Below are 12809 nucleotides of genomic sequence, written 5' to 3' on the forward strand. Positions count from 1 at the left end.
TGTTCATCCGTAAATCGTGCCTTCATTTGTCCGTCCATTTGTTGAGCGGACTCTACACAAATTTGGAGGAGTTTTAGGCGCGCAGGTCAATATCAAGGATGCCAGTTCATTTCTGACAAAAACAATCAACTTATCTAGACTCTTCCATAGCCTTGAACTAATCAGACTGTGATTTTCGCAGCCAGCCGCCCGGTGAGCCACGCTTTAGCCCCAAAGGAACATCTTATGCTGCGCTATTCGCTTTTCGCATTCATGTTGGCTGTATCGCCAGCATTAGCTGACACCGTCACTGTCGAAACCTACACCGGACCTGTGAAAGTTGCGACCGATCCCGAACGTATCGCTGTATTTGACATTGCCGCACTAGATACTTTGGATGCTCTAGGCATCCGTGTTGATGGCGTCGTCGCACCGTTGTTTGTGGACTATGTCGCGGACACGGCTGAAGGCGCCGAGAGCGTCGGTTCACTATTCGAGCCCGACTTCGAAGCAATCGCGGCAGGCGGCTACGACCTTTTGATCGCTGGCGGGCGGTCTTCTTCTGTGGCCCCTGATTTGGCCAGAATTACACAAACTGTCGATATGACGATCTGGGAAGATACGGTTGGGCAGGGTCTTGCCCGCCTTGCAGCTTACGGCGAAATTTTTAACAAACAAGCTGAAGCCGCCGCATTGCGTGCTGATTTTGATGCCGCATTGACCGCCGCCCAAGACGCTGTTGCAGACCAAGGCAGTGCTTTGATCGTTATGACAAATGGGCCAACAGTTTCCGCTTATGGCGCGGCGGGCCGGTTTGGCTGGTTGCACACCGCGATGGAACTGCCCGAAGCAGTTGTCGACGTTGAAACCACCACCCATGGCGAGGCGATCAGCTTTGAGTTCATTCGTGATGCCAACCCTGAAATCTTGATCGTCATCGACAGAGCTGCTGCCGTCGGGCAAGAGAGCGAAGCCGCTGCCGCCACGCTCGACAACGCATTGGTGCAAGAAACATCTGCATGGCAGTCTGGCAACGTCATCTACCTCAATAGTGCGAATATCTACATCGCCGGTGGCGGCATTCAATCAATGATCAGCACATTGCGTCAGTTCGCTGACGTGTTTTCTGGCACCTAATTGACCCTGAAAATCTACATTTGGGCGGGCCTGTTTGGCCTCGCCCTTTTGTCCTTCCTTTCTCTGTTTATCGGTGTGATTGAGCTGTCTTTGGCTGACCTTTGGCACGATCCCGCGGCATTCGAGCTGTTAGTGATAAGCCGCTTTCCTCGCACAGCTGCAGCACTGATTTGTGGATCATCGCTCGCGATCGCCGGGGCGATCATGCAGATGTTGGTCCGCAACCGCTTTGTTGACCCCATGACAACCGGAACAGGGCCCGGGGCGGGATTGGGTATTCTGATCGTCACAATTTTCTTTCCGGCAGCACCGCTGATCGTCAAAATGGTACTGGCTTCTCTCACCGCGCTCGGCGCAAGCCTTGGGTTTTTAGCCATCGTCCAACGTTTGCCGCCAACCCAACCATTGCTCGTACCGTTGGTGGGGCTTGTCTATGGCGGGATCATCGGTGCTGGCGTCACCTTTGTCGCCTATCAAGCGGACCTGATTCAATACATTAGCGTTTGGATGAACGGAGAATTTTCGGGGGTCATTCAGGGCAGGTATGAATTGCTGTGGATCGCCGCAGCTGTTGCCTTGGTGACTTATTTTGCCGCCGATCAATTCGCGATTGTTGGCTTGGGCCGCACGGCCTCAATCAACCTTGGTCTCAACTACACGCAAGTGATGCTGATTGGATTGGTTGCGATTTCCATTGTGGCCGCATTGACGGTTACAACCGTCGGCATGATTCCATTTGTGGGATTAGTTGTACCTAATATTGTTTCGCGGCTCGTGGGGGATCACCTGCGCAACACCCTCCCCTTGATTGCGCTTTTAGGGGCTTTACTGACATTGGCGTCCGATATTGTCGGTCGCGTTTTACGTCATCCGTTTGAAATCCCAGTGGGGACCGTCTTTGGCGTTATCGGGACACTTCTATTTCTCTGGCTTCTGTCCCAAAAGCCCCGCCATGAATAGACGTTTGTGGGGTCTATTCGCTTTGCTGTTGCTAAGCTGCGCGTTCTACATGCTGTGGGGCGTGCGGGCACCGTGGAGTTTTGTTCTCCCCTTCCGTGGCGTCAAACTTGGTGCATTGATCCTCGTCGGCTGCACAGTGTCAACGGCAAGTCTTCTGTTCCAAACAATCACGCAAAACCGCATTTTGACCCCATCTATTATGGGGTTTGACGCCCTTTATCTGCTGTTGCTCAGCGGTGCCGTGTTTTGGCTAGGTGGGATGACGGTGGCTGGCGCGCGCCCACAGATCGTCTTCTTGGTCACGGCCTCGGCGTTGATCATAGCCTCACTATTGCTGTTTGGAACGCTCATGCGGTCTGTACGAGGGGACCTGTTGCGTATGGTCCTGACCGGAATTATTTTTGGCGCACTGTTTCGGTCATTAACCAGCTTTCTTGAACGGATGATTGACCCAAACGAATTCGCCGTGGTTCAAGCAGCGTCCTTTGCGCGGTTCACCCAAATCGAGACCGATCTTCTAGCATTGTCAGCCTGTATTTCAGGAATAACATTGCTGCGATGTTGGGCAATCCGTCATCGCCTCGATGTATTGGCACTTGGTCGTGACACCGCGACGTCGCTGGGCGAACCGCCGCGCCGCTTGGAATTAGAGGGCTTGATCCTCATTGCAATACTCGTATCAGTTTCCACCGCATTGGTCGGGCCGCTCGCATTTCTTGGGTTGCTGGTTCTCAGTCTCGCTCGGCTTGTCACACCAAGCGAAAAACATGCGATCCTCATCCCAAGTGCGGGTCTGATCGCAGCCATCACATTGGTCGGCGGGCAAGCGGTCATGGAACATGTCATGGCCCTGTCAACACCGCTTGTTGTTGTGATTGATCTACTCGGCGGCGCAGTTTTTCTGGCACTATTACTGAAAGGATCCGGGCGATGATTTCCATTCAAGGCGTGTCCCACGCAATTGGCGGCAAGCGTATTCTCAATGATGTGACAACTCAGATCGCGCAAGGTGGCATTACCGCACTTATTGGACCCAACGGGGCCGGCAAGTCGACCCTTTTGTCGCTCATCGCACGTCTAGAACCACTGCAAACGGGCCGTATCCTTGTGGATGCGCTGGAAATTGGGGCCTGTTCTGATCAGGTTCTGGCCCAGCATCTATCGATCCTCCCACAAATGGCAGATCATACCCCACGCCTAACTGTAAAAGAGCTGGTCGGCTTTGGGCGGTACCCCTACAATCGCGGTCGGCCTACGGCACAAGACGATGCCAAAGTTGCACAGGCCTTGGATATGTTCGGGCTAAACTTATTCGCGGGCCGTACTTTAGATACACTCTCAGGCGGCCAAAAGCAGCGCGCGCATATCGCGATGATTTTTGCCCAAGACACAGATTATGTCCTGCTAGACGAGCCCCTGAACAATCTTGATATCGCAGCCGGCAGATCCTTAATGAAAACCTTGCAAAGCATGTGTGCGGATCACCGCAAGACAATCGTCATTGTCTTGCATGATATCAATGTGGCCAGCCGCTACGCGGATCACATCATTGCCATGCGAGACGGCAGCGTCATAAAACAAGGCCGTCCCGCTGAGATTGTCGATTCATCGCTATTGCAAGATGTCTTTGAAACCGATGCACCTGTGGTGAAGGTCGAAGGTACAAATCTGGTGTTGATGTAAACGACCATACCAGATCCATGGCTCTTGCCTGCGATGGAGGGGGCGACATGGATTTGGCAATTCAGCTTTGACAGACAGCCGTTGCCTCGATTTCGACTTTGAACTCTTCGCGGGTGAAGCCGCTCACGATCAACAAAGTCGACGCAGGACGGATCGCTACCCCGGCCAGCCATACGTCACGCACGGCCATATAATCAGCGAAAAAGGCACGGTCCGTTACAAAGGCGCTGAGGCGAATGATATCAGCGCGACCACAGCCAGCGCCATTCAGGATCGCGTCTATGTTGGCAAAGCACTGTTCAGCCTGTGTACGTACATCAGCAGCGCAACTTCCGTCAGGGGCGAGCCCAAGTTGACCAGACGTGACAACCAAACGACCGAATGTAGGGCTTATGACGCCGTGGTTATAATTGCCAAATGGCGGCGCGATCGTGGTCGGATTGACGGCTATGGTCATGATTTTTGGATTCCTCGTGCGTTAAATGTGAGTCGTTACCTGATGCCACGTATTGTGCACGCACGCATAGGGTGCGCTTTAAAGATGGTCGAACGCGGTCATCTCCGCTCAATTTGTCAGCAGCCACGCTATCAGTGCTCAATGTTTAATCTAAACCATTCACTGAGTCATAAGAACTGCCTGTCGCTCCGTGCTCAGCACAAATACAGCCAGCTAGGATCGTTTTCGGAATTCACCCATGGAGACTTTTATGACCCCCAAGCAATCTTTAACATTCGCCACGCTTGCTGCCGTGACCGCAAGCAGCGCTATCGCGCAAGACCTTACGCCCGTTTCATTCGGAACCAATTGGCTGGCCCAAGCCGAGCACGGCGGGTTTTACCAATCCGTAGCCGACGGCACATATGCGGAATGCGGATTGGACGTCACGATCGTGTCTGGCGGACCGCAGGTGAACAACCGCGCGCTTATGTTGGCTGGCCGCATTGATTACCACATGGGTGGCGATCTGTTGCAGGCGTTCAACGCTGCCAAAGAAGGCATCCCTGTTGTTGCTGTCATGGCAACTTTCCAAAAGCACCCACAGGTTATCATCTCTCACCCAGGTCAGGCAGAGACCTTTGCAGATCTTAAGGATCTGACGTTGCTGATCGGTGACAATGGATTTGCGTCTTATTACCAATGGATGATCGCAGAATACGGTTTCACCGTAGAGCAACGCGAGCCCTATACCTTTAACCCCGCCCCATTCGTTGCGGACGAAGGCATGGCGATGCAGGGCTACCTGTCGTCCGAACCTTATGTGATCGCAAAAGAAGCCGGCTTTGAGCCCGACATCTTTTTGATCGCAGATGCCGGCTACACCACCTACGCAACGACCGTTGAAACAATGGCCGACACCATCGCTGAAAACCCTGAACAGGTTGCATGTTTTGTCGAAGGCTCAATCACGGGCTGGTACAACTACCTTTATAATGATCACGCTGCCGCCGATGCGATGATCATGGAAGCCAATCCTGACATGACGCAGGACAAGATCGACTTCGCCATTGCAAAGATGCTGTCAGAAGGCATCGTCGACAGTGGTGACGCACTTGAACTTGGGATCGGCGCGATGACAGACGAGCAGATCGACGGCTTCTACACAAAAATGGTCGCAGCTGGCGTCATCGAAGGCGATATCGATTATTCAGCGGCGTACACCACGCAATTTGTCAATGCACGGGTTGGCATGGACCTTCGGTAATGCGCTCGTGAACTGAAGACAGGGGCGGCATTTATTCGCCCTTGTCATTGCTCAAGAAAGTCTGAAATGTCCAATACCTCATCCATCCCACCTTTGGGGCAGCGCGACGAGCTGTTGCAAATGGCTAACGTCGACAAGGTCTTTAATGGCAACGTCGAAGCCCTCAAAAATCTAAATCTGACAGTTAACCAAGGCGATTTCATTTCGTTGCTTGGCCCATCGGGTTGCGGAAAATCGACGGCGCTACGCCTTATCGCGGGGCTGATGCGGCAGACGTCGGGGCAAATTGTTTGGAACGGGGGCCTAAATGAAGGGGACCTTGGTGTGGTCTTTCAGGAACCCACTTTGATGCCCTGGGCAACGGTTGAGCAAAACGTCTGGCTGCCGCACCGTTTGCGTGGAAAGTCACTGGATGATGTGCGCGGTGATATTATGTGGGCACTTAAGATGGTGGGTTTGGAGAATTTCCAAAAATCCTATCCGCGCGAATTGTCGGGCGGCATGAAGATGCGGGTTTCGATTGCCCGCGCGCTGGTAACGCAACCACGTTTGATCCTAATGGATGAACCGTTTGCCGCACTCGATGAAATCACGCGTCACAAGCTGAATAACGACCTTCTGATGCTGCGCGATAAACTAAAATGCACCGTTATTTTCGTGACCCATTCGGTGTTTGAATCGGTATTTCTATCCGACCGCATTGTCGTTATGGCCGCGCGCCCCGGTCGGGTCTCCTCAGAGGTTACCGTTGATGCCCCCTACCCGCGCACCGAAGAATTCCGCACCTCTGCGCAATATGCCGAACTGTGCCGTAAGGCGTCCGATGCGCTGCATGGCGCGATGAACCAACATGGTGAAAGGGCATCCGCATGAGCGCCCCAGAAATGCAAAACATCCAGCCACCCGTGGTCGACTTAGAAGAATTGCAATACGCCCGTGCACAACGCCGGGACAAAATAGCGAAATGGACCCTTCCTGTATTGATGCTGCTTCTTGCCATTTTTCTTTGGGATAGGCTCGTCGTTTGGAATGAGATTCCCCATTATATTCTTCCGGGGCCGGGGCTTGTTATTGAAACCTTGATCGAAGATTGGGGGATGCTGTCGGACGCGCTTTGGGTGACGCTCAAGATCACGTTGATGGCCCTTGCGGTTGCTGTTCTGGGCGGTGTTGGGCTGGCTGTTTTGTTTACCCAGTCGCGGTACTTTGAAATGGCGTTTTACCCGTTCGCGGTCATCTTGCAGGTCACGCCCGTCGTGTCGATTGCACCGCTGATCTTTATCTATGTCGACAATCGCTTGGCCGGACTGTTGCTATGTGCGTGGATCGTGGCGTTTTTCCCGATCTTGTCTAATACGACACTTGGGCTCAATTCGACCGATCATAATCTGCGTGACCTTTATAAAATTTATGGCGCGACCCGCTGGCAGCGGCTTCGGTACCTGCAACTGCCGACTGCACTGCCGTACTTCCTTGGTGGATTGCGGATTGCGGGGGGCTTGGCGTTGATTGGCGCAGTTGTGTCAGAGTATGTCGCCGGAACAGGCGGTATTGGATCTGGGCTCGCGTTTCGGATCCTCGAAGCGGGTTACAGGTTGAACATCCCACGTATGTTCGCGGCGCTACTTTTGATCGCGGCGACGGGTGTCGTGATTTTTACGCTGGCTTCGTTACTAAGCCACGCACTTTTACACAAATGGCACGAAAGCGCCATCAAACGGGAGAATTAATGGAATTTTGCGTTTTGCCCAGCGGCGCGAAGACACTTCGAAACATAACCGTCCCAGCCTGTCTTATGGGTCAAGGCGGAGACCTGATTACAACAGACCTAACCATCAAAGATGGTATGATTACATCAACGGACGCTGGGCAACCGGCCGAAACTGTAATCGAAATGAACGGCGCAATGGCCTTGCCATGCTTTGTCGATATGCACACGCATCTGGACAAGGGGCACATTTGGCCGCGGGCATCGAACCCTGACGGATCGTTCATGGGCGCACTGACAACCGTGCGCGAAGACCATGCGAATTGGACCGCCGCTGACGTCGAGGCGCGGATGGATTTCGCGCTGCGTTGCGCCTATGCCCACGGCACCAAGGCAATTCGCACCCATATCGACAGCGCCGACGAACTTGCCGCATCGTCATTTGGTGTCGTCGCAAAATTGCAAAAGAAATGGGTAGGCAAGGTCGCGATACAAGCATCCTGTCTTGTTGCGATTGACCGCGTGTTTCGCGACAAAGACTTATTCCCTGAGGTTGCCAAACTCGTCGCAGACACGGGCAATATCCTTGGTGCGGTGACCTATCCCGTGCCCGACCTGCAAGAGCGGCTCAACGACTTTTTCTACTTCGCGCAAAAATATGACCTCGACGTGGATTTTCACGTGGACGAAACCAATGACCCAACGTCGGACACCCTGCGCACAATCGCGCAAACGGTGCTTGCGCTTGGGTTCAAGAACAAGGTCACTGTGGGCCATTGCTGTTCAATCTCCGTTATGCCGGATGATGTCGCCGCAGAGATCATTTCGCTGGTTGCTAAGGCGGGGCTGCATGTCGTCTCACTTCCAATGTGCAATATGTACCTGCAAGACCGCGAGGCGGGCCGTACACCGCGTTGGCGCGGTGTCACAATGGCGCACGAGCTGAAGGCGGCTGGCGTCAGCGTTTCCTTTGCGTCGGACAACACCCGTGATCCGTTCTACGCTTACGGTGACCTCGATATGATCGAAGTCATGCGCGAAGCAACGCGGATTGCGCACCTTGATCACGGCCAAACCGATTGGCCTTCTTCTTTTGTCACCAATCCCGCAAAGGCTTGTGGAATTGACGCACCTAGTCTGATCGCTGGCTCTCCCGCTGATTTGATCTTGTGCAACGCGCGGACTTGGACCGAGTTTTTCGCCCGGCCGCAATCAGATCGCATCGTCTTGCGTGACGGTGATCCGATAGATCGCACGCTTCCTTCTTACTCTGAACTCGACCCGATTGTGAGCAAACAATGACCCCCAATATCCAAGCCGCAAAAGCCGCACTGTCGCATCTCGACATGGAGCAAAACCCCGCCACCATCCGCAACAAATCGCGCGATTTCTTTTGGTATTCCCCTGTATTGAAGGACGCGCTGGACCACCTTGAAGCGGATTTTGTTATCAACGCAAAATCCGAAGCCGAGATCGTCGAAATCTTGCGTGTTTGTTACGCCCACGACGTGCCTGTCACCATGCGTGGCGGTGGAACTGGCAACTATGGCCAAGCGATGCCGCTTGCCGGGGGCTGCGTCATTCACGTCGCCAGAATGAATAAGATCAAGGAAATTGGTACGGGGTTCGTCGTTGTCGAACCGGGTGCGGTTATCAAAGAACTCGACGATGAACTAAAAGCAACAAGCGGCCAAGAACTGCGGATGTTCCCTTCAACCTATTCGCAGGCCACTATCGGTGGGTTTATCGCTGGCGGGTCTGGCGGTGTTGGCTCTGCGACTTGGGGGGCGTTGCGCGACATTGGCAACATCAAACGCCTACGCGTTGTCACGATGGAGGCCGAGCCACGCGTTTTGGAGTTCACCGGCGAAGAGCTCCACCGTGTGTCCCACGCCTATGGCACCAACGGTATCATCACTGAATTGGAGCTGCCTCTCGCCCCGGCCTACGATTGGACGGAAATGTTCGTTCGTTTCGACAGCTTTCGCGCCGCGACAGAGTACGCCGGGGCAGTAACTGCCGAACCTGGGCTCTTGGTTAAGCTCGCGTCGGTCTATGCAGCGCCAATCGCACACGCCTTTTTCCAACGCGTGAAACCCCACGTCACTGAAGATGATCATCTTGTCGGCTTGATGGTCGCGCCCCACAATATGGATGGGATGCTGACTTTGCTCGAACGCTTTGAAGGTGCCAATGTGATCTACCGCTCAGATGATGACACATGGGACCGCAACCCCGGCCCGATGTATGAGTTCGGCTGGAACCACACGACGCTTCGGGCCATGAAATTCAACAAGGGTCTCACCTATTTGCAGGTGCGCTACGGCAATGACATCGAAAAGGTCATCGCGGCCTATGAGACCTTCAAAGGCAAGCTGCACATGCACCTTGAGGTCATGCGCGAAGGCGCGGGTATTTCGTTTGCAGGGCTGCCAATTGTCGAACCTATGGACAAAGCCGCGCTTGATGCATTGGTCGCAGAGCATGAGGCGATGGATTGCATGATATTCAATCCACATCGCTACACGCTTGAAGAAGGCGGGCGGCAATCCACTGACAAACGTCAACTTGATTTTAAGCGCGAATCCGACCCAAAGGGCCTGCTCAACCCCGGAAAAATGATCGCATGGGACGCGCCCGATTTTGACTACGCGGATATGTATTCCTACAAGAACATTCTCCCCAAACCCGAGACTGACGCATGAGCAGCGCATCTTCCAAAGGGCGCGTCATGGTTCTGTTCGCCCATCCTTGCCCCGAAAGTTTCAATGCTGCGGTGCATGATGTTGTTGTGCAAACGCTCACTAAATCGGGCTGGGAGGTGGATGATTGTGACCTCAACAAAGAGGGTTTTCAACCCGTCCTGACCGAAGTTGAGCGGCGGGGATACCACGAAGAGCCCGAAAACATCGCGCCAGTGAAGCCCTATGTCGACCGCATCAAAGCGGCTGACGCGATTGTCATGGTCTTTCCCGTTTGGAATTTTGGGTATCCTGCAATTCTCAAAGGGTTTTTAGATCGGGTGTTTCTGCCCGGCATTTCTTTCAAACTGGTTGATGGTAAAGTGCGACCCGGCCTGACCAACATTAAGAAGCTTTATGCGTGCACGACCTATGGCGGCACCCGGTGGCGCGCAATCCAAAACGCTGATCCACCCCGCAAAACTGTTACCCGCGCGGTTTGGTACGCCTGCGGAATGCCTAAGAAAAAATACATCGGCCTATACGATATGAACCGCAACACGGAAACGAAACTCAAGGCGCACTTAGAACGAGTACGCCGCGAGATGGAGGCGTTCTGAGGCATGAAAGCGCTTGTTATTTACTGCCACCCAAGGGAAGGATCCTATAACGCTGCGATCCGGGATTTAGTGATTGAACGGTTGCAGGCAAAGGGCGTCGCATATCGTTTGCGAGATCTTTATGGCGAAGGGTTTGACCCGACGCTTTCTGCCCATGACCACGAAATTTACGAAACAGTGCCGGAAAACCGCGCGCGCGTTGATCGGGACTGCACGGATCTGGAATGGTGCGATGCCTTGATCTTTGTTTACCCGACATGGTGGTATGGCATGCCGGCTATGCTCAAAGGCTGGTTGGACCGCGTCATGGTGCCCGGCGTGTCATTCATCATGCCTGAAACTGACGGCGGCGATATTAAACCCGGACTGACGCACATCAAAAAGCTTGGCGTCTTCACAACTTGCGGTGCGTCGCGTTGGCTCACGTTCTTTGTCGGTGCGCCGGGCAAGCGAACCCTCATGCGCGGGGTGCGCCTTTTGCTGGCCAAACGCGCCAAAACGAAGTTCGCGGCGCATTTCCTGATGGATAGTTCGACCGAAAAAAGCCGTGCGGCCCACCTTAACGTGGTCAAAACGCGCCTCGATCAACTCATCAATTCCTAGATCAAAAGGACACACCATGGATATTCCCGTACTCGACTGGAACCGTTTCGCAAGCGGTGATGATCCAACGGGTTTCGTTGCCGACCTTGGCAAGGCGTGCCGCGAGACTGGTTTTTTTGTGATAACAGGGCACGGGATTTCGCAAGATCTGATTGCGGATGTCTACGCGGTGGCAGATCGGTTCTTTGCTCTTCCGGCCGCGACAAAGGCCGAAGTCGCGATTTCCAAAAACCCGCACAATCGCGGCTGGGCGCAGCAGGGTAGCGAAGCCTTGGACGAAGCTTCAGGTCTCAAAGATCGCAAAGAGGCCTTTAATGTCGGGCTCGATTTGCCTGCTGACGACCCCCGCGTGATCGCAGGTGAGCCGTTTCGCGGCGTAAACGTCTGGCCGGATATTGCAGGCTTTAAGGATGTGATGCTTGACTACTACGCCGACGCTCTAGACCTCGGGCGTGCGCTACACAGTGCGATTGCAATCGACCTTGGCCTGCCACCACACTATTTCGACCCGCATTTCACCGAACCAATGGCGACCCTGCGCGTGCTATCCTACCCGGCAGCGCCTGATGGTGAAGGCATCGGCGCGGGTGCGCATAGTGATTACGGGTCGATCACGTTGTTGATGACGGATGGCGTTGCGGGTTTACAAGTCAAACCACGTGGCGGCGATTGGACGGACGTGCCCCACATTCAGGATGCCTATATCGTTAATATCGGGGATAGCCTGATGCGCTGGTCCAATGATCTGTACGTATCCACGCCGCACCGCGTGCTGCCGCCGAAATCAGCGCGCCGCTCAATTGCGTTTTTCCTCGACCCGAACCCAGAAAGCGTGATCACCGCCCTTCCGGGCACTGGGGCCGCAAAATACGCCCCGGTAAGCGCCGCTGACTATCTACGTTCCCGCCTTGATGCCACCTACACACCGGAGCCAAAATAATGAGACGCCTCGACTGGTTCGAATTCAAAACAACAGAATTCGCCGACTTTGACCCTGAGAAAACGATAGCAATTCTGCCGACCGCCGCGATTGAACAGCACGGACCGCACCTGCCTGTCGGCGTCGACACCTTTATCAACGAAGGGATGCTGGCACGCTTACGCGCATCGCTGCCTGATGACATCACTATTTTGATCCTTCCGGTGCAAACGGTTGGTAAATCTAACGAACATATCCACGCCGAAGGCACGTTGACCTATACCGCCAAAACCGCTTTGGACGCATGGACCGAAATCGGGCTATCTGTTGCGCGTGCAGGTATAAAGAAAATGGTGATCGTGAATTCTCACGGCGGCAACCTTGATCTCATTTCCATTTTGGGACGCGAGTTACGGGTGCTGGCAGGGATGATGGTCGTCAAATGCCAATGGGGAAATTTCGGCAAGCCAGAGGGAATGTTCTCCGAACAAGAAAACAAATTTGGCATTCACGGCGGCGATTACGAAACCTCGCTCATGCTGCATTTCAAACCGCATCTGGTCGACATGGAACAGGCCAACGATTTCCGTTCGACAGCAGAAACTGCGCCGATTTCTCCGATCGGTCCCGTGAACCTTGCATGGGTTTCCAAAGATTTAAACGCGGCCGGCACCGTCGGTGAAGCGCATCTTGCAACGGCACAGAAAGGCGAAACGACCTGTAAGCTTCAGGTGGCAGGTTTCATCGAGATGCTCGCTAAATTGCGTGACTTACCCACTGATGGCTACACACCAACGATCCCAGATTAGGCCATTC

At 53.9% G+C, this 12809-nt stretch carries 14 protein-coding genes; 13 read left to right on the top strand and 1 reads right to left on the bottom strand.

What is annotated here, in order from left to right:
* Positions 1 to 225: 225 nt before the first annotated feature.
* Genes Yoon_RS17350 through Yoon_RS17365 form a run of 4 tightly spaced genes read left to right on the top strand, consistent with a single transcriptional unit; the run spans position 226 to position 3759 of the window.
* Positions 226 to 1116, top strand: coding sequence for a siderophore ABC transporter substrate-binding protein (locus tag Yoon_RS17350; protein ID WP_238114000.1), 891 nt, complete (start codon positions 226 to 228; stop codon positions 1114 to 1116).
* Positions 1117 to 2076 carry an ABC transporter permease gene (locus tag Yoon_RS17355; RefSeq protein WP_370642216.1) on the top strand — a complete coding sequence of 320 codons (960 nt, stop codon included), beginning with the start codon at positions 1117 to 1119 and terminating at the stop codon, positions 2074 to 2076. It begins immediately after the preceding gene.
* On the top strand, positions 2069 to 3010 hold the full coding sequence (locus tag Yoon_RS17360) for an iron chelate uptake ABC transporter family permease subunit (RefSeq protein ID WP_238114002.1): 942 nt from the start codon (positions 2069 to 2071) through the stop codon (positions 3008 to 3010). The genes Yoon_RS17355 and Yoon_RS17360 overlap by 8 nt, the downstream gene beginning before the upstream one ends.
* Positions 3007 to 3759, top strand: a complete 753-nt coding sequence (locus Yoon_RS17365) for an ABC transporter ATP-binding protein (RefSeq protein ID WP_238114004.1) — start codon at positions 3007 to 3009, stop codon at positions 3757 to 3759. Before Yoon_RS17360 ends, Yoon_RS17365 begins: the two co-directional genes overlap by 4 nt.
* 61 nt (positions 3760 to 3820) lie before the next feature.
* Here Yoon_RS17365 and Yoon_RS17370 read toward each other — a convergent pair whose 3' ends face one another.
* The gene (locus Yoon_RS17370) at positions 3821 to 4216 is read right to left on the bottom strand and encodes a RidA family protein (protein WP_238114006.1); all 396 of its coding nucleotides are present in this window, start codon (positions 4214 to 4216) and stop codon (positions 3821 to 3823) included.
* Positions 4217 to 4466: 250 nt separating this feature from the next.
* On the opposite strand from Yoon_RS17370, the gene Yoon_RS17375 reads away from it, so the two are divergent.
* The 9 genes from Yoon_RS17375 to Yoon_RS17415 all read left to right on the top strand — a co-directional run bounded on the left by Yoon_RS17375 (position 4467) and on the right by Yoon_RS17415 (position 12802).
* The gene (locus Yoon_RS17375; RefSeq protein ID WP_238114008.1) at positions 4467 to 5462 is read left to right on the top strand and encodes an ABC transporter substrate-binding protein; all 996 of its coding nucleotides are present in this window, start codon (positions 4467 to 4469) and stop codon (positions 5460 to 5462) included.
* Positions 5463 to 5528: 66 nt separating this feature from the next.
* Positions 5529 to 6335 (top strand): ABC transporter ATP-binding protein, encoded by an 807-nt coding sequence (locus Yoon_RS17380; protein WP_238114010.1) that lies wholly within the window; start codon positions 5529 to 5531, stop codon positions 6333 to 6335.
* A complete protein-coding gene (locus Yoon_RS17385) occupies positions 6332 to 7192 on the top strand; it encodes an ABC transporter permease (protein WP_238114012.1) in 861 nt (286 codons plus the stop codon). The genes Yoon_RS17380 and Yoon_RS17385 overlap by 4 nt, the downstream gene beginning before the upstream one ends.
* The gene (locus Yoon_RS17390; protein ID WP_238114014.1) at positions 7192 to 8472 is read left to right on the top strand and encodes a cytosine deaminase; all 1281 of its coding nucleotides are present in this window, start codon (positions 7192 to 7194) and stop codon (positions 8470 to 8472) included. Before Yoon_RS17385 ends, Yoon_RS17390 begins: the two co-directional genes overlap by 1 nt.
* Entirely contained in the window at positions 8469 to 9875 is a 1407-nt protein-coding gene (locus tag Yoon_RS17395; protein ID WP_238114016.1) for an FAD-binding oxidoreductase, read from the top strand. The genes Yoon_RS17390 and Yoon_RS17395 overlap by 4 nt, the downstream gene beginning before the upstream one ends.
* Positions 9872 to 10471 (top strand): NAD(P)H-dependent oxidoreductase, encoded by a 600-nt coding sequence (locus Yoon_RS17400; RefSeq protein WP_238114018.1) that lies wholly within the window; start codon positions 9872 to 9874, stop codon positions 10469 to 10471. Before Yoon_RS17395 ends, Yoon_RS17400 begins: the two co-directional genes overlap by 4 nt.
* A 3-nt stretch (positions 10472 to 10474) precedes the next feature.
* Entirely contained in the window at positions 10475 to 11074 is a 600-nt protein-coding gene (locus Yoon_RS17405) for an NAD(P)H-dependent oxidoreductase (protein ID WP_238114019.1), read from the top strand.
* A 16-nt stretch (positions 11075 to 11090) separates the two neighbouring features.
* Positions 11091 to 12014, top strand: coding sequence for an isopenicillin N synthase family oxygenase (locus tag Yoon_RS17410; protein WP_238114021.1), 924 nt, complete (start codon positions 11091 to 11093; stop codon positions 12012 to 12014).
* Complete coding sequence (locus tag Yoon_RS17415) at positions 12014 to 12802, top strand: creatininase family protein (RefSeq protein ID WP_238114023.1); 789 nt, start codon at positions 12014 to 12016, stop codon at positions 12800 to 12802. The genes Yoon_RS17410 and Yoon_RS17415 overlap by 1 nt, the downstream gene beginning before the upstream one ends.
* Positions 12803 to 12809: the final 7 nt, after the last annotated feature.

The sequence above is a fragment of the Yoonia sp. I 8.24 genome (assembly GCF_022096995.1).
Taxonomy (GTDB): Bacteria; Pseudomonadota; Alphaproteobacteria; order Rhodobacterales; family Rhodobacteraceae; genus Yoonia.